This is a genomic window from Providencia zhijiangensis (genome assembly GCF_030315915.2).
GTDB classification, from domain to species: domain Bacteria; phylum Pseudomonadota; class Gammaproteobacteria; order Enterobacterales; family Enterobacteriaceae; genus Providencia; species Providencia zhijiangensis.
Window position 1 is genome coordinate 2,453,069 of sequence record NZ_CP135990.1, and the last position, 17,180, is coordinate 2,470,248.

Consider the following 17,180-nt stretch of genomic DNA (forward strand, 5'->3'; position numbering starts at 1 on the left):
CAATCATCCCTTATTAATCTACGCGCTTTTAGCGAGAGAGGGGAAAAATAATGGGTCTTTACCCTGATAAATTTGTGTTTGTTGGCTGCCAAGATAGTAATTTTCTCCCCTTGTAGGAACAGTACGCGCATCCTGCCATACCACGGACAAGGTTTCCTCACCCCAACCTAAAGGTTGCACCGTTAATTGCCAAAAGTGCCCTCGGGGGCCTGATTCAATGATCCTTACTGGCAATTGGTGTTGTTCATCCATTTCTTTCTGCAAGCGAATATCCCAAGGACGAATAAATACATCAACCTCCCCTTGCTGAGCGCTCACCTGAGCGAGTGGGAAAGTAAAATTCGCTATCTGCAGCTGTGAACCACGGATCTGTCCAGGGATTTTGTTAACCTCCCCCATGAATTCAAGCACAAAACGGGTTTCCGGTGATTGCCAAATTTCATTAGGGGTGCCAACTTGTTCGATATGTCCTTGGCTCATCACGACAATGCGATCTGCGACTTCCATCGCTTCCTCTTGGTCGTGAGTCACAAAGACACTGGTAAATTTCAACTCTTCATGAAGTTGACGCAACCAACGACGTAACTCAATACGCACCTGTGCATCTAGCGCGCCAAACGGTTCGTCTAACAGCAAAATTTGTGGCTCTACCGCTAACGCTCTTGCCAATGCTACCCGCTGTTTTTGTCCACCAGAAAGCTGAGAAGGAAAACGCTCAGCCAAATGGGCTAATTGCACCATCTCAAGCAGCTCCATCGCTTTTTGCTTAATCACCGCTTTTGAGGGTCGCTGTTTTCGAGGTAAGACGGTCAAACCAAATGCCACATTCTCAAACACCGTCATATGGCGAAACAGCGCATAATGCTGGAACACGAAACCAACATGCCTATCTTTTGCATGTACTTGGCTCACATCCTGACCATGGAAACGTAACGAACCGTGGCTTTGCTGCTCTAGCCCCGCAATGATACGCAACAAGGTAGTTTTCCCAGAGCCAGATGGCCCCAATAATGCCACCATTTCCCCTGAGCCGATATCCAATGAGATATTGTTCAGCACTGACGTTTTACCAAACAATTTGCCAACATGATTAATTTCAATACTCATAATTAATGGACTCCTGACTCAGTTTGCTGCCGGCTTAAATGCCATTGCAAAGCACTTTTCACAATTAAGGTAATAATCGCTAATAACGCTAAGATAGCCGCAGCCGTGAACGCGCCTACCGTATTGTAATCTTGATGAAGCAACTCAACTTGCAGAGGCAATGTATAAGTTTCACCACGAATAGCGCCAGATACCACAGACACCGCGCCGAACTCACCAATCGCACGCGCATTGGTTAATACCACGCCATAAAGCAACGCCCAGCGAATGTTAGGCAGTGTCACTCGCCAAAACATTTTCCAACCCGATGCACCCAATAATGTTGCAGCTTCGTCCTCTTGGCTTCCCTGACTTAACATCAATGGCACTAACTCTCTAACGACAAATGGGCATGTCACAAAAATAGTCACTAACGCCATACCCGGCCATGAAAACATCACCTGAATATCAAAGCCTTCTAACCAACCGCCAAACCAGCTATTTGAACCGTAAAAGAGTAAATAGAGTAACCCCGCCACGACAGGCGAAACCGCAAAAGGAATATCAACTAAGGTCAATAACAGTTGGCGCCCCGGAAACTGAAAACGTGTCACCAGCCATGCCAGCATCACGCCAAAAACCAAGTTAACAGGTACTGTGATCAAGGCGATAAGAATTGTTAACCCGATAGCATGGAGCATATCTGGGTTACTTAAGTTGACAAGGACTTCACCCAACCCCTTCTCAAATGCAGTAATAAAAATCCAGATAATTGGCACCACCAGCAGCAATACTGAGAAAAACAGCCCAATTCCAATAAGAGCCCATTTTCCCCAATTGATATTTCTGCGTTGAGTGACTGGAAATGGTGTGACTTGTCCCATTAATGCCCTCCTAAGCGTTTACCAAAGCGGCTTTGGATCACATTCACTGTGAATAAAAGAAGCAATGACACCGCCAAAATTACCGATGCAATCGCACTGGCAGCAGGATAATCAAACTGCTGCAATTGGCTGAAAATCATTAAGGAGACCACCTCTGTTTGCCACGCAATGTTTCCGGCGATAAAAATAATCGCCCCAAATTCACCAAGACTGCGTGTAAAAGATAAAACGGTTCCTGCAATCAGCGCAGGAGAAACTTCAGGTAACACAACGCGGCGGAACGTTTGCCAGCGTGTTGCGCCTAGTGTTTGTGCCGCTTCTTCGTATTCAGGCCCTAACTCCTCCAGTACAGGCTGAACCGTTCTGACCACAAACGGAATGCTGGTAAAGGCCATCGCGACGGCGATACCTAACCATGTATTCACCACTTTGATATCGAACTGATGCAGATACTGCCCATACCAGCCTGATGTGGCAAATAAGGTCGCGAGTGTCAGTCCCGCTACCGCGGTAGGAAGTGCAAAAGGTAAATCCACCAACCCATCTAAGAACAAACGTCCAGGAAAGCGATAGCGCGTTAAAATCCATGCCAGCAACATACCAAAAACCGCATTAAACAGGCTTGCGACCAGAGCCGCCAATAAGGTTACTTTATAGGCAGCAACCACTTGAGGGTAACTGATCACAGCCCAATACTGCTGCCATGTCATATCGGAAAGCTGCACCACAAGAGCGCTTAAAGGCAATAACAAAATCAAACAGACGAAAAACAAGCTGCTGCCTAACGTCAGTCCGAAACCGGGTAAAAACCGCTTTCCTGATTTACGCATTAACGACGACCTTGTTCCATAAGTTGATCAAATTCCCCTCCCGTCGAAAAGTGGTTATTCATCACATTGTTCCAATTGCCAAATTGTGATTCCACTGTAAATAGCTGAGTTGACGGGAATTTGCTTTTATTCGCTTCCATTACCTGCTTGTCATTCACACGGTAATTAAAGCGAGTAATAATATTTTGCGCCTCTGGGGTATAGAGGTAATTCAAGTAGGCTTTTGCCGCTTTTTCTGTGCCATTTTTTTGCACATTTTTGTCAATCCACGCGACTGGGAATTCCGCCAAAATATCGATTGGAGGCACGATCACTTCGTAGTCTGATTCGCCGTATTGGCTACGGATGTTATTCACTTCAGACTCAAAGCTAATTAAAACATCCCCTAACCCTCGCTCGATAAATGAGGTTGTTGCACCACGACCGCCCGTATCAAACACTTCAACGTTTTTCAGGAATTGCTGCATTTTCTCGCGCGTTTTGGGACTATCTTTCCCATTTTCTTGGTTAAACGCTCCCCATGCTGCTAGATAAGTATAGCGACCATTTCCCGACGTTTTGGGGTTTGGGAATACCAGTTTCACATCACTACGCGCGAGGTCATCCCACGTTTTAATGCCTTTCGGATTGCCCTTACGAACTAAAAACGCCATTGTCGAATAATAAGGTGAGCTGTTATTCGGCAAACGCGCTTGCCAATCCGCCGGGATTAGTTGCCCTTTATCATGAAGAATTTGCACATCGGTCACTTGGTTAAACGTCACCACATCCGCTTTTAATCCTTGCAAAATGGCCAGCGCTTGCTTTGATGATCCCGCGTGAGATTGCTTGATGGTCAGTGGATCATTAGGATTTTCCTGCGCCCACTGTTTTTCAAATTCAGGGTTTAATGCCGCAAATAGCTCTCTTGAAATATCATAGGAACTATTCAGTAATTCCGTCGCGGATAGGGATGCGCTACTCATTAACGAGAACATCGCCAAACTCGCTAAGCCTGTATTTTTAAAAATTGATTTTTTCATATGATCCCTACTTGTGACTAAACCCAAACATAATCTAAAAAACAATGTATATGTTTTGGTTATAACTTTGTAGTTATCAATCATCTTTTGATATATCAAGTTGGAATAACAAAGAGGTTATAGCAATAAGCCATAAAATTCAGAGGAAATTGAAGAAGTTAATACAATGAGGAAGGTTCATTCAAGCTGCCGCTATCCGCGACAGCTTGAATTGTCACGATAAGATTATAGGGATAATAATCTTTCAATTGATGGCGCGTAGTAATAGCTGCCAGAAACGGCTTTAGTCATGCGCAGCAGGTCATCATATTTACCATCAGTTTCACCAAACATGCTCAGTAATTGCTGTTCAATATTATGGATCGTTGCGCAGTAGGCAATAAAGAACAAACCGTGTTTACCGCTTGCCGTGCCGTATGGCAAGCTATGGCGCATAACAGAGAGTTCTTCCCCTTCTTCTTCAATCACTACGCGAGAAACGTGAGAAGTTTTATTACGTGCATCTTCGTCTAATTCAACGCTATCGTGTTTAGTACGACCAATCATTTTCTCTTGTTCATGTTCAGAGAAACGAGACCATTTTTTTAGGTCATGCTCATAGCGCTGTACCATGACATAGCTGCCACCAATGTCATCGCCTTGATTAATCAACGTCACTTCAGCAATTTCTTCGCCTTGAGGGTTTTCTGTACCATCAATGAAACCGCTTAAATCTCTATCTTCAACCCAACGGAAACCATGAATTTCTTCAACCACTTCAATGGATGAACCAAATGCTTTTAGCGCGGCTTGCGCCAGAGAAAAGTTAATGTCATGACGTAATGACTGAATATGAATAAACATATCGCGCTGAGTTGCCGGCGCTAGCCCTTTGCCGAGCGTACGAAATGGCTTTAATTCTGGTGAAACGGCGGAGTGTCCGAGCTGCTTCCAAACATCTGAACCAAATGCAATCACGGCACCAAGACGATCATCAGGGAATTTTGCTTGTAGTTTGGTTAATTCATCAACAAAAATCTTGCACCCTGATTTCACCTCTTCGAGCGATCCGGTCACCATGGCTTCAATAAAAATACCAAAACGACTATGTTCCTTCAAAATACCACTTTGGGAATGAGACATGCATAAACCCCTTAGAATGAATAAATTACACAAACCTATACTTTAAATTAGTTTATCGCATTAATAATGATTTTCACCTTGTTTTAACGCAAGAGTTGGTCAGTCTAGACAATATCAGAAGGGTCTGACGAGAGAAAAGGATAAATAGGAATATTATCAGTAGATTAGAACCGTAAGTTATTGCCTATTAAATCGAATAACTTACGGCCTTTCGTCCAAAATCTTAGCTAAGAACTTATTTATGCCAAATAATTTGCGACACTTTCCATGTTTTCAACACTTCATCCGCAGGCATTAAATTCTCTGGACCTTGCCATTTCCCGCTAAATTTATAAACCACTTTGCTACTTTGCGGTGCAACACACAGTACCGTCGGCACATTATCAACCGCTTCCCCTAAGGAGCATGAGCCGTAAGCCTTCTGGTAAATGTCACTAAACTCAGTACCAATTTGGGTATCCCATTCAGTGAGCATATCAGGATCATTCACGACAATACGAGATACCGTGCCTTTTTCAGGGCCAAAGACTTCGACTTCAACGTCTAAATCTTTCATAGCTTGAAACACAGAAACCATTTCACCATTTTCAAGCTGCATACCACCACGTACTACATAGCGGTCATCCAGTTGATTGTTAATCACATCACGATCCATTGGGGTCAAACTTGTGATTGCCCCCACGCCGGCTTCTGAAATCATCAGAGGGCTATGAAACCATGTGGATGGTGAGAATAGGCTTTTACCAGCACAACCCGATAGCATCACCGCGCCACCGAGTAGAGAAACTTTAAATAAGGTTACGAATGCGTTTTGGGACATATCATCCTCTTTAGCGGGTCATATAATGCATACTGAGACCGTTCATTTCATAAAAGATTCACGCTATTTGCTAAACCTTCAAGAAAATAATCACTGGCAGTTTAGAAATCCACTTCGTGAGTCAATCTTTTCGAATAGATCAAACGCTCAGCTTGCTCTTCTTCATATAACATTTTTTCAAACATGCAGATTGCCGAGTCAGACTCTTCGCTGACCAACAATTCAATTCTGCCACAACCACGGGCTATCAATTTTTTCTCTAAACGACTCACTAACGCATTAGCAATACCGCGCCCGCGAAATTCAGGATGAACGGCTAAATACACAGCGGTACCACGAATTCCATCGTAGCCCCCCATAATGGTTCCGACCACTTCACCCGATACCTCGGCGACAAGGAAAAGATCGGCGCCGCATTGTAGTTTACGTTCAATATCTAATTCAGGATCACCTGAAATTTCATTCAATTGGCAACGTTCCCACAATGTAAGCACTTCTTCATAATCATTTTGGCGAAATATGCGTATTTCCATCATCTTGTCCGTTTGAGCTAAACTGTCTGCCATTATCACTGCTTTTGATACACAATCAATAATCAATATGCCTTTTTTACCTCAACGGGGTATACTTTACCCAATTTATTTCTCCCGACGGTTTTATTAAAAAACAATGAATTACCCAGATATTGAACGCGTAAAAGCCTATTTGCAAAGCTTGCAAGATACCATCTGCCAAAAAATCACAGAATTAGATGGCAAAGAAACCTTCCTTGAACAAACTTGGGAACGCACTGAAGGTGGCGGTGGACGCAGCCGAGTCTTAACCCAAGGCGCACTTTTTGAACAAGCCGGCGTGAATTTTTCACATATTAAAGGTGAAAAAATGCCCGCTTCAGCGACAGCACATCGCCCGGAATTAGCAGGACGTAGCTACCAAGCCATGGGCGTTTCATTAGTTATCCACCCTCTCAACCCTTATATACCGACTACACATGCCAATGTGCGCTTTTTCATTGCTGAAAAAGAAGGTGCCGATCCTGTATGGTGGTTTGGTGGTGGTTTCGATTTAACCCCCTATTATGGATTTGAAGAGGATGCAGTCCATTGGCATACCGTCGCCAATGAACTTTGCACCCCTTATGGAACAGAGGTTTACCCTAAATTCAAGCAGTGGTGCGATGACTATTTCTTCTTAAAACATCGCAATGAGCCCCGTGGCATCGGCGGATTATTCTACGATGACCTCAACCAATGGGACTTTGAGTCTTGCTTTGCATTCACTCAAGATGTCGGCAATGGCTTTTTACAAGCCTATGTACCGATTGTCGAAAAACGTCGAGAGATCCCATGGGGTGAACGAGAACGCCAATTCCAGCTTTATCGTCGTGGACGCTATGTGGAATTTAACCTTGTCTGGGATAGAGGCACACTATTTGGCTTGCAAAGTGGTGGGCGCACAGAGTCCATCTTGATGTCTATGCCACCATTAGTACGTTGGGAATATGACTATCACCCAGAAGCGGGTAGCCCAGAAGCTAAGCTGTATACCGATTTTTTGATCACCGGTAAAGATTGGCTCACACACAATAAATAATACAAACTTTTGTAATTAATCAGATTTCTATCTGCTGATTTTCATAATAAAAATTAGCAGATATTGATTTAATTGCTTAATTATCATGTAGTTACAATAAAATCACAACCGTTTATGATTCCATTTCGTCAAACAAAATGGAGTTATAAATGAATCAGATACTTGGTCGTTCACTATTATCACCTAGCTTAATCTCTCACTTCTATCAAGAAAGCCAATGCAATGATTTGAAATCAACCCTATTTCATATCAATGATATTATGAGCCGCACTTACACTGAGGAAGATGCGAGCTATCAACGTCAATTATTGGCTAACGCTTGTAATATCACTGGTGGTACCTACAACCGAGTGATCCGTGATGCTCAACAACGTGTAGAAAATTACACTCACAACCACTCCAGCTTACCTATTTGCCGTCGCGAAGAAATGCCTGCTGATGAGCATATGGCACATAATGATTTCGCCGTTATTATGCGAGAAGAGGATAAGGTGGCGCCGACTGTACCGGCACATCGCGTGTTCGCAGCTATTGGACTGATCCGTTCATTCCTCAAGGAGAAACTCAATATTGACCAAATGTTTGGTTGTGATGCTGATATCAATGCGGTTATCCATTATGACAAAAACTACTCCAATGCATTTTGGAATTCTCAAGCTATTTTCTTTGGGGATGGTGATGGAACTGTTTTTGGCCCGTTCTACAACGATATTGACATAATCGCTCATGAACTTGCTCATGGATACATTAGTTCACAAGCTGATTTTGACTATGTCGATCAATCTGGTGCGTTAAATGAATCGGTGGCTGACGTTTTAGGCATCATGGCGAAACAATATGTTCTAAAACAAACTGCGACACAATCTAACTGGTTGCTGGGTGAGAATTTATTCATTGATAAGAGAAAGGGGCCCGCATTACGCTCAATGAAAGAGCCTGGTACCGCTTACTATTTCACTAAATCAAATAATGACCCACAAGTGGGACATATGGACCAATATCGCGATTTACCTCGCTATGTTGATAATGGTGGTGTGCATATTAACTCAGGTATTCCAAACAAAGCCTTCTATTTGCTGGCAACAAAATTAGGTGGCTATTCGTGGGAAATAGCAGGGAAAATCTGGGTTGCAGCGGTATCGGATCCAAGCGTCTCGAATACTGCGACATTTATTGAATTTGCACAAGCAACAATTCGTTCAGCGAAAAAACTGTTTGGTGATCAAATTGAATTGGCAACACGCCAAAGCTGGCTAGATGTTGGGCTACAAGTTCAATAAAAATGAAGTGCAATTTGTGATTTTTACACCATTGTCGGCCCACAGAGAGGCTGACTTTTATCTAACCCGTTGATCTAAAATCATAATAAAAAAGGCCAAGTACACTCGAGTTTTTGGTAACTCATCCTCAGCCTTTTCTCACTTCAATATCTTTTATTTCGTCATTTACCCAATTAACGTTTTTTCTTTTTACGTCCTGGCTGGGTAAATTTCTTTTTCGGCGGTTCCGCATTTGCTTTCGGCTTTTGTCTGCCCGCGCCTTGTTTTCCCGTTGTTTTCCCGCTACCGCTACGTGCTTGAGGCTTCGCCGCTTTTTTAGGTTTAACATCGGACTCTGATTTTTCAATCAAATTAAACAGCTCGATAAGCTCATCATCGGTTAAGTCGCGCCACTCGCCCACAGGAATGCCCGTGAGCCTCACATTCATGATCCGCACGCGTTCTAATTTCGTGACTTCGTAACCAAAATGTTCAGTCATACGACGAATTTGACGGTTTAAACCTTGAACCAGTGTAATACGGAAAACAAACGGCGCCTCTTTTTTGACTTTACATTTCTTCGTCATGGTACCGAGAATTGGCACTCCCGCGCCCATGCCACGAATGAATTCATCGGTCACTGGCTTATTGACTGTGACGATATACTCTTTTTCGTGATCATTACCTGCACGTAAGATTTTATTCACTAAGTCGCCGTGGTTCGTCAGGAAGATCAAACCTTGGGAATCTTTATCTAAACGACCGATTGGGAAAATACGGGTACTGTGATTCACATAGTCCACAATATTATCTTTTTCGCCACTTTCGGTGGTACTGACAATCCCAACAGGTTTGTTCAACGCTATCAAGACTAAATCTTCTTCGTTGCGTGGCTCAATTAACTGCCCATTGACCTTCACCACGTCTCCAGCAGAAACTTGGTCGCCAATGCCTGCGCGTTTACCGTTAATGAACACATTGCCTTGCTCGATATAACGATCAGCCTCACGTCTAGAGCAGATACCGCTCTCACTAATGTATTTATTCAGGCGTGTGGTTGAATTGATTTCCATGGTTTTCCTCAGTCATTAAAACAACTTAAATTTTAGGGCTGTGGCGAGCTAACAAATAATAGTAAAAAGCCGTAACAACCTAATCGGGTTACGGCTTTAGTCTGTTTATCGCGCTAACAGTTGGCGATTAACGTTTTTTCAAGTGCTGCATCAGACGTTTACGTTTACGTAACTGGGTTGGCGTCAGTTTATTTTTCTTATCTGCATATGGGTTTTCACCCTCTTTAAACAGAATACGAATTGGCGTTCCCATTACATTTAATGAACGACGGAAATAGTTCATTAAATAACGTTTATAGCTATCTGGTAAATCAGAAACTTGGTTACCGTGGATCACAACGATTGGTGGGTTATGCCCCCCCGCGTGTGCATATTTCATCTTCACACGGCGACCACGGATCAATGGTGGCTGATGTTCATCTTCCGCCATTTTCATAATACGTGTTAACAGTGCAGTACCAACACGACGAGTCGCTGATTCATACGCTTCTTGCACAGATTCAAACAAGTTACCCACTCCGCTACCATGTAGCGCAGAGATAAAGTGAATACGGGCAAAATCTACAAAGCCAAGACGCAGTTCCAGCATATCTTTGACATGCTCGCGATCTTCCGGCTTCATGCCATCCCATTTATTCACTGCAATAACTAATGAACGGCCTGCGTTCAAAATGAATCCTAGTAACGATAAATCTTGGTCAGAGATACCTTCGCGAGCATCGATAACCAGTAAGACGACGTTAGCATCTTCGATTGCTTGTAGAGTTTTGATCACTGAGAATTTTTCTACAGTTTCAGTCACTTTACCGCGCTTACGCACCCCAGCGGTATCGATGAGAATATATTCACGCTCATCACGCTCCATTGGGATATAAATACTGTCACGGGTGGTGCCCGGCATATCAAAGACGACCACGCGGTCTTCACCGAGAATACGGTTAGTCAGGGTGGATTTGCCCACATTTGGGCGCCCTACGATAGCCAGTTTGATAGGTAACGTGCTTGGGTCGAAATCATCTTCTTCGTCTTCTGAGAACTCACCTTCCGCTTCCATCTCAGCCCAGTAGGCCGCGTTAGCCTCTTCATCAGTGAGCTCGACTTCTTCGTCTTCAACCTCAATAAAAGGTTTTAAAGAGTGCTCAATTAACTGAGTGACACCGCGACCATGAGAAGCAGCAATAGGATAAATTTCCCCAAGACCCAGTGAATAGAAATCACCAACAACAATATTGGCATCAATACCATCAGTTTTGTTGGCAACTAAATACGTTTTTTTCTTGCGGCTACGTAAGTGCTTAGCGATGCCTTCATCAGCGGGCATTAAACCTGCTCTTGCATCTACCATGAAGAGAACAACGTCCGCTTCCTCAATCGCTTGAAGCGACTGAGCCGCCATATGGGTTTCTACGCCCTCTTCTGTACCATCGATACCACCAGTGTCGATAATAATAAATTCGTGCCCTTCAACTTCTGCACGACCATATTTACGATCACGGGTCAGACCGGGAAAGTCCGCTACAAGTGCGTCACGGGTACGGGTTAATCGGTTAAATAACGTGGATTTTCCTACGTTTGGACGCCCAACCAGCGCTACGACGGGTATCATTCTTCAGTGCCTCACAACTTTAATTAACTAATAGAATTCTGAGGCTAAACTCAGAAAACAAAAAAACGAAACGGCCCCTGTATTCAGGAACCGTTTATTTTATCGATAAATTGTCTGCTTGTCAGAAAATTAACGTGTTAACAGGTAAACTGTTCCGTTTCTTGTCTGAACCATCAGTTTATCACTCGCAATCACTGGGCGACTGTGGATCCCTGAACTGTTCAATTTATTTTGAGCCACAAAGCCACCTGTGCTGGTATCTAACCAGTGCAGATAACCTTCTTTGTCACCTACAACAATATAGCCGTTATAGACTTCTGGTGCAGATAATCCACGGTTCAGTAACTGATCTTGAGTCCATAATGTCACTCCGTCACTCTTACGAACAGCTAGCACACGGTCCGTTTGGTCAACTAAATACAGGGTATCGCCCGATAGCACCATATCATTGATGGAGCCTAAATCACGCTTCCATAACATTTGACCAGAACGCATGTCCAGCGCCGCTAATGTGCCGTTATACGCAATCGCGTACACTTTGCCATCATCAATCACAGGCGTCATATCCACATCGTTCAGACGACCAATTTCTGTTGAACTGGTGACTAAAGAGATGCGTTGTTGCCAAATCAATTGACCTTGAGATAGCAGGACTGCACTCACTCGACCGTTATCACCACCAACGATAGCCGCTCCGAATGCAACCGCAGGCGCAGACTCACCGCGTAATGACAGTGATGGCGTATCCATATTCACTGTCCACTTAATCGCGCCTGTCGCTGTATCTAGTGCTTGTAATTGACCATTGCTCGTGTGGATAACCACCATGTCGCCACTCACGACAGGCTTGGACAAGGCTTCGCCTGCCACTTCCACATCCCACAATACTTCACCATTTTCTTTATTTAGCGCAATAACTGTACCACGCTCAGTACCGATGAAAATTTTGTCATCAGAAATGGTCAAGCCACCAGACAGTAACGCAGATAAATTGGCAGAAAGAAAACCAGTACGTTTTGATAAATCGACAGACCACAGTTCTTTACCGCTATCAAGTTCTAGCGCTTTAACTAAGCCTTTACGATCTGCAGCGTAAATTGCTGAACCATCCCACACAGGAGAAAGTTCAGAATAGAACTGCTCAACACCATTACCGACGGATTTATCCCAAACAATAGAAGGTGTAAATTGATTCTCAACCTGTGGTAATGGCGCCATCACAATAGAATCAGTTTCGCTGGAACAACCGGCAAGTAAAGCTGAAGCAACCAGGCCTACCAAAAGAGTTTTGCGCAACTGCATAGTGTGTCGTTTCCTTTCTTCTTATGAATTAGATACGTTGTTCAATTTCAGAGTCAAAATACCTCTGAGTGATTGAGAACCTTCACTTTCTAACCCCTGAGTGTATGCAGCTTTAGCGCCGGATTTATCACCCTTATGGAGTAAAGCATCCCCACGGACATCCTGTGCCGTAGCTTGCCATGACTTACCTTGGATCTTAGCAACAGAGGCGATTGCCGCATCCGCATTACCGAGTGCAAGTTGGATACGCGCTAAACGCAGGTTAATCACATCTTGCAAATCAACGGTTTTTGCTTTCGCTAATGCGTCAGTCAGTGCTTTCTCAGCACCTGCTAAATCGCCTTTATCAGCAAAAACTTGCGCCAGTTCCAGCCCAGTCATTGAACTGTAAACGTCGTTAGTTTCTGCTGCAAATTTTTGTGCAGCTTGAATACCTTCCGCTGAACCTGAGCGTAACTGAGTATTGACGGCTTCGTATTTTGCTGCACTTTCTTGCAACACATTCGACTTGTGTGATTGCCAATAGTTCCAACCAAACACACCACCGACACCAATAACCAGTCCAACCACTAAAGCAACGCCGTTGTTAGCGAAAAAACGTTTGATCGCTTCAACTTGATCTTGTTCGTTTGTATAGACTTCCACTTGTCTCTCCTTAACCTAACAGCGTGGCGATACGCGATGCCATTAGTTGCTGTGAAATAGTTTCTTGCTCACCAGTACGTAAATCTTTCAACGTCACTTGGCTATTATTGATTTCGTCCTCGCCTAAGATCAGAGCAATTTTTGCCCCTTGCTTATCGGCACGCGCGAGCTGTTTCTTAAAGTTACCGCCGCCGTGGTTAGTCATTAAACGCAGAGTTGGCAGTTCATCACGCACTTTTTCTGCAACTAACAATGCAGCTTGTTGGCTGTTTTCACCAAAAGAAGCCAGATACACATCAGCAACGGAGGTATTTGCGGTGAACTCTGGGTTCACTTCTTGAACCAGCAGAACCATACGCTCCATACCCATTGCAAAGCCAACTGCAGGTGTTGCACGACCGCCCAATTGTTCTACCAGACCATCATAACGACCACCCGCACAGACCGTACCTTGAGAACCTAGCGCAGTTGTCACCCACTCAAATACAGTGCGGTTATAATAGTCTAAACCACGCACTAAGCGTTGGTTAACGCGGTACTTAATGCCCGCGTTATCTAATAATGTGCACAGACCATCAAAGTGTTCGCGAGATTCCGCATCCAGATAGTCAAACAGCGCTGGCGCATCATTTAATAATGCTTGAACATCTTGGTTTTTAGAATCCAGTACGCGCAGAGGATTGCTATACATACGACGTTTGCAATCTTCATCCAGCTTATCTTTGTGCTGCTCAAGGAAAGCGACCAGCGCATCACGATAATTTGCACGCGCGTCTAGTGAACCAATTGAGTTGAGCTCCAGCGTGACATGCTCGCTGATCCCAAGCGCACGCCACCAGCGCGCGGTCATTAAGATCACTTCCGCATCAATGTCAGGGCCAGCCAGACCAAAAACTTCAGCACCTAGCTGATGGAATTGGCGATAACGGCCTTTCTGTGGGCGCTCATAACGGAACATTGGCCCTAAATACCATAAGCGCTGTTCCTGATTGTACAGCAAACCATGCTCAATACCGGCACGGACGCAACCTGCGGTATTTTCTGGGCGCAGTGTGAGGCTCTCTTCATTACGGTCGTTGAAGGTATACATCTCTTTTTCAACAACGTCAGTCACTTCACCAATCGCCCGTTTAAATAACGGGGTCTGCTCTACAATCGGGGTACGAATTTCGCTAAAACCATAACCCTGTAAAATATTTTTCAATGTTGCTTCGATTTTTTGCCACACTCGAGTATCTGCTGGCAAGTAGTCATTCATGCCTCGGATGGCTTGGATATTTTTTCCCACTTTATTTCTCTATTTTCAGAATTACATAAGGTCGATTATAAGAGCGAAATGTCATCAGGTTCAATCAACAAACTACAAATCCACAGTGGAATCGGGAATTATCTGTTGATTTTGGTCGCTATGGCGTAATTTTAAGAAAAAATGACCGCGATTAACACTGCTAATCACGGTGATAAATAAAAAACTGACTCATGATGAGCCAGTTTCTAAATATTATTTATCTATCTGATTAACATTTATTCGCATGCTTTCGTCTAGCATTGCCGCTTTGGCTCGAATTTTAGCTTCTAGCTGATCAATGATATTCTCATTATCAAAGCGCTCTTTTTGACGAATACCATCTTCGTAGAATCCACTCTTGGTTTTCGCACCCGCGACACCCAATGTAGACACTTCAGCTTCACCAGGACCATTCACAACACAACCGATGATAGACACATCCATTGGCGTGATAATGTCTTCAAGTCGTTGCTCTAACGCGTTCACCGTGCCAATCACGTCAAATTCTTGGCGTGAGCATGTTGGGCAAGCAATAAAGTTAATACCGCGGGAACGAATACGCAGTGATTTCAGAATATCGAAGCCCACTTTCACTTCTTCGACTGGATCCGCGGCAAGCGAAATACGCAATGTATCCCCGATACCTTCAGAGAGCAGCATACCTAAACCGATAGCTGATTTCACGGAACCTGAGCGCGCACCGCCCGCTTCAGTAATACCTAGATGAAGTGGTTGGTCAATTTTTTGAGCCAGCAGACGATAAGAGCCCACTGCAAGGAATACATCAGAGGCTTTCACACTGACTTTAAATTGATCAAAGTTCAATCTATCCAAAATATCCACATGGCGCATGGCTGATTCAACCAATGCTTCAGGTGTCGGTTCACCGTATTTTTCTTGAATATCTTTTTCCAGCGAGCCGCCGTTCACACCAATACGAATAGGGATATTGTAATGACGAGCGCAATCAACTACTTGGCGAATTCGCTCTTCGCTACCAATATTTCCCGGGTTGATACGCAGGCAATCAACACCGTATTCCGCCACTTTTAGGGCAATACGGTAGTCAAAGTGAATATCAGCGACCAGAGGGACATCAACTTGCTGTTTGATTAATTTAAAGGCTTCTGCGGCATCCATCGTAGGTACTGATACGCGCACAATATCCACCCCAACACGTTCAAGGGCTTTAATTTGGCGAACAGTTGCTTCGACATCGGTTGTACGGGTATTGGTCATTGATTGAACAGCGATTGGTGCGCCGTCGCCAACAGGAACATTACCGACATAAATACGGGTGGATTTGCGTCTTTTGATTGGTGATTCGTTATGCATTTTTGTTTAATTCTCCGAACATCCATGTGCTCATTTTAATACCATGGCGCTCTTTAATATCATGGCATAGTGTATGGTCATTGCTTTAACGCGCCTCACTATACACAAGAAAGCAAACTATAAACTATCACAAAGAGTGTTTTAGGATATAGTTTGCTTCTTTAATTTCGTAATCTTTTTATGCTTCTGGCAACTTAAATTTAGCAGAACGTTTTGCTTTGATGAAACGGCTTAAATCAACGTCTTTACCTTGGAATTGCACAGTCACATTGGCTGGTGCACCAATGTTTAAACGATAAGGTTGTGCACCATCAAGCTCTAATTTATCGCCGCCATTCTTCATGCCGCTAAATAAAACTTTATTGTTTGCGTCACGAATTTCTAACCAACATTGACCCGAGAAACTTAACGTTAAACCATTACCTGTTGCGGCTGGCATATCCGTTGTTTGAGAAGCATCTGCTTGGGCTCTGTCTACGGAAGGCGTTGTTTGCGGCGCATTTGGCAGCGGGATCGTTCTCACACCTTCTGCGTCGGTATTCGTTGCTGGTTGAGTGTCGGCCAATACAGGTGCAGGATCAACCAGCGGATCGGTTTGCGCAGCGCTATTGTCAGTGACAAGTGGCATATCAACTGCAATATTATTTACGGGTTCGCTATTACTTTGTTGAACCAACGCTTCATTTTGGTTCGCCATGGTTAATAGGTCTTTCTGTTGAGCATTATGGTCTTGCCACCACCAAATACCCACCATCGCGATAAGCACAATGACGATCAGCCACGTCAATTTCATTAGCCAACCTTCGCGTTTTTTACGCTTTTTGCCTAATGAGTAGCTTTGCATTGGGGAAACATTGGGAGACTGTGCGGGAACATCACTTTTTAAGAATGGGGCAATATCGTTTTCAGTAATTCCGACCATTCGTGCATACAGACGAATATAACCACGTAAAAATGTCGGCTCTACGCCTGTAGGATGAATATCTTGTTCTATTTCCTTTACCGTACTCACTTTAAGACACAGTCGCTCCGCAACCGTTTCTTGCGTTAGTCCCATACGCTCACGCGCTCGGGATAATAATTGTCCTACAGTGATAGAAGTTTGTTCGGTATTATTTTCGATAGTCATTAGCTGGCAACACTGTTTCCAAGTTTAATAAATATAAAGCAGACTTCATGCCACTTTACCCGTCTGAGCACGTTATAGTTTTCAACAACATAGTTTCCAATAACATTGTTTTTAACAACGATAGATATTATATGCCGCTTTAACTATTGTAGGCGAACCAGGGCGTTTTGCCTAACCATAAAACGC

The 17,180-nt window shown here is 43.9% G+C and carries 16 protein-coding genes; 2 read left to right on the forward strand and 14 right to left on the reverse strand.

The window, feature by feature from the left end:
* Positions 1-18 precede the first annotated feature (18 nt).
* The 7 genes from cysA to QS795_RS11375 all read right to left on the reverse strand — a co-directional run bounded on the left by cysA (position 19) and on the right by QS795_RS11375 (position 6,297).
* Complete coding sequence (cysA, locus tag QS795_RS11345; protein WP_286268833.1) at positions 19-1,107, reverse strand: sulfate/thiosulfate ABC transporter ATP-binding protein CysA; 1,089 nt, start codon at positions 1,105-1,107, stop codon at positions 19-21.
* 2 nt (positions 1,108-1,109) lie between these two features.
* Positions 1,110-1,970: a sulfate/thiosulfate ABC transporter permease CysW gene (gene cysW / locus QS795_RS11350; RefSeq protein WP_036949527.1), complete on the reverse strand. Its 861-nt coding sequence runs from the start codon at positions 1,968-1,970 to the stop codon at positions 1,110-1,112.
* A complete protein-coding gene (cysT, locus tag QS795_RS11355; protein WP_036949525.1) occupies positions 1,970-2,800 on the reverse strand; it encodes a sulfate/thiosulfate ABC transporter permease CysT in 831 nt (276 codons plus the stop codon). The genes cysW and cysT overlap by 1 nt, the downstream gene beginning before the upstream one ends.
* Positions 2,800-3,822 (reverse strand): thiosulfate ABC transporter substrate-binding protein CysP, encoded by a 1,023-nt coding sequence (gene cysP / locus QS795_RS11360; protein ID WP_286268835.1) that lies wholly within the window; start codon positions 3,820-3,822, stop codon positions 2,800-2,802. Before cysP ends, cysT begins: the two co-directional genes overlap by 1 nt.
* 225 nt (positions 3,823-4,047) lie before the next feature.
* Complete coding sequence (locus QS795_RS11365) at positions 4,048-4,944, reverse strand: Dyp-type peroxidase (protein ID WP_036949519.1); 897 nt, start codon at positions 4,942-4,944, stop codon at positions 4,048-4,050.
* 235 nt (positions 4,945-5,179) lie between these two features.
* On the reverse strand, positions 5,180-5,764 hold the full coding sequence (locus QS795_RS11370) for an RpoE-regulated lipoprotein (protein WP_286268836.1): 585 nt from the start codon (positions 5,762-5,764) through the stop codon (positions 5,180-5,182).
* A 101-nt stretch (positions 5,765-5,865) separates the two neighbouring features.
* On the reverse strand, positions 5,866-6,297 hold the full coding sequence (locus QS795_RS11375; RefSeq protein ID WP_154602716.1) for a GNAT family acetyltransferase: 432 nt from the start codon (positions 6,295-6,297) through the stop codon (positions 5,866-5,868).
* A gap of 136 nt (positions 6,298-6,433) precedes the next feature.
* Here QS795_RS11375 and hemF point away from each other — a divergent pair, with 136 nt between their 5' ends.
* Both hemF and QS795_RS11385 read left to right on the forward strand, forming a co-directional pair.
* A complete protein-coding gene (hemF, locus tag QS795_RS11380) occupies positions 6,434-7,357 on the forward strand; it encodes an oxygen-dependent coproporphyrinogen oxidase (RefSeq protein ID WP_181477330.1) in 924 nt (307 codons plus the stop codon).
* 149 nt (positions 7,358-7,506) lie between these two features.
* Positions 7,507-8,637: a M4 family metallopeptidase gene (locus QS795_RS11385; protein WP_154602682.1), complete on the forward strand. Its 1,131-nt coding sequence runs from the start codon at positions 7,507-7,509 to the stop codon at positions 8,635-8,637.
* Between the two features lie 173 nt (positions 8,638-8,810).
* Here QS795_RS11385 and rluF read toward each other — a convergent pair whose 3' ends face one another.
* The 7 genes from rluF to rodZ form a co-directional block, all read right to left on the reverse strand.
* Positions 8,811-9,689: a 23S rRNA pseudouridine(2604) synthase RluF gene (gene rluF, locus QS795_RS11390; protein WP_286268837.1), complete on the reverse strand. Its 879-nt coding sequence runs from the start codon at positions 9,687-9,689 to the stop codon at positions 8,811-8,813.
* Positions 9,690-9,816: 127 nt separating this feature from the next.
* Positions 9,817-11,295: a ribosome biogenesis GTPase Der gene (gene der / locus QS795_RS11395; protein WP_154602680.1), complete on the reverse strand. Its 1,479-nt coding sequence runs from the start codon at positions 11,293-11,295 to the stop codon at positions 9,817-9,819.
* 129 nt (positions 11,296-11,424) lie between these two features.
* Positions 11,425-12,597: an outer membrane protein assembly factor BamB gene (gene bamB / locus QS795_RS11400; protein WP_154602679.1), complete on the reverse strand. Its 1,173-nt coding sequence runs from the start codon at positions 12,595-12,597 to the stop codon at positions 11,425-11,427.
* A gap of 21 nt (positions 12,598-12,618) precedes the next feature.
* Positions 12,619-13,242: a YfgM family protein gene (locus QS795_RS11405; RefSeq protein WP_181477332.1), complete on the reverse strand. Its 624-nt coding sequence runs from the start codon at positions 13,240-13,242 to the stop codon at positions 12,619-12,621.
* Between the two features lie 10 nt (positions 13,243-13,252).
* Positions 13,253-14,530 (reverse strand): histidine--tRNA ligase, encoded by a 1,278-nt coding sequence (hisS, locus tag QS795_RS11410; protein ID WP_286268838.1) that lies wholly within the window; start codon positions 14,528-14,530, stop codon positions 13,253-13,255.
* A gap of 213 nt (positions 14,531-14,743) precedes the next feature.
* Positions 14,744-15,865, reverse strand: coding sequence for a flavodoxin-dependent (E)-4-hydroxy-3-methylbut-2-enyl-diphosphate synthase (gene ispG / locus QS795_RS11415; RefSeq protein ID WP_286268839.1), 1,122 nt, complete (start codon positions 15,863-15,865; stop codon positions 14,744-14,746).
* 178 nt (positions 15,866-16,043) lie between these two features.
* Positions 16,044-16,994 (reverse strand): cytoskeleton protein RodZ, encoded by a 951-nt coding sequence (gene rodZ / locus QS795_RS11420; RefSeq protein ID WP_286268840.1) that lies wholly within the window; start codon positions 16,992-16,994, stop codon positions 16,044-16,046.
* Between the last annotated feature and the right edge of the window lie 186 nt (positions 16,995-17,180).

Excerpts from the sequence above, each read along its gene's own strand:
- cysA (WP_286268833.1), bottom strand. The coding sequence starts at position 1,107 with ATGAGTATTGAAATTAATCATGTTGGCAAATTGTTTGGTAAAACGTCA.
- cysW (WP_036949527.1), bottom strand. The coding sequence starts at position 1,970 with ATGGGACAAGTCACACCATTTCCAGTCACTCAACGCAGAAATATCAAT.
- cysT (WP_036949525.1), bottom strand. The coding sequence starts at position 2,800 with ATGCGTAAATCAGGAAAGCGGTTTTTACCCGGTTTCGGACTGACGTTA.
- cysP (WP_286268835.1), bottom strand. The coding sequence starts at position 3,822 with ATGAAAAAATCAATTTTTAAAAATACAGGCTTAGCGAGTTTGGCGATG.
- QS795_RS11365 (WP_036949519.1), bottom strand. The coding sequence starts at position 4,944 with ATGTCTCATTCCCAAAGTGGTATTTTGAAGGAACATAGTCGTTTTGGT.
- QS795_RS11370 (WP_286268836.1), bottom strand. The coding sequence starts at position 5,764 with ATGTCCCAAAACGCATTCGTAACCTTATTTAAAGTTTCTCTACTCGGT.
- QS795_RS11375 (WP_154602716.1), bottom strand. The coding sequence starts at position 6,297 with ATGGAAATACGCATATTTCGCCAAAATGATTATGAAGAAGTGCTTACA.
- hemF (WP_181477330.1), top strand. The coding sequence starts at position 6,434 with ATGAATTACCCAGATATTGAACGCGTAAAAGCCTATTTGCAAAGCTTG.
- QS795_RS11385 (WP_154602682.1), top strand. The coding sequence starts at position 7,507 with ATGAATCAGATACTTGGTCGTTCACTATTATCACCTAGCTTAATCTCT.
- rluF (WP_286268837.1), bottom strand. The coding sequence starts at position 9,689 with ATGGAAATCAATTCAACCACACGCCTGAATAAATACATTAGTGAGAGC.
- der (WP_154602680.1), bottom strand. The coding sequence starts at position 11,295 with ATGATACCCGTCGTAGCGCTGGTTGGGCGTCCAAACGTAGGAAAATCC.
- bamB (WP_154602679.1), bottom strand. The coding sequence starts at position 12,597 with ATGCAGTTGCGCAAAACTCTTTTGGTAGGCCTGGTTGCTTCAGCTTTA.
- ispG (WP_286268839.1), bottom strand. The coding sequence starts at position 15,865 with ATGCATAACGAATCACCAATCAAAAGACGCAAATCCACCCGTATTTAT.
- rodZ (WP_286268840.1), bottom strand. The coding sequence starts at position 16,994 with ATGACTATCGAAAATAATACCGAACAAACTTCTATCACTGTAGGACAA.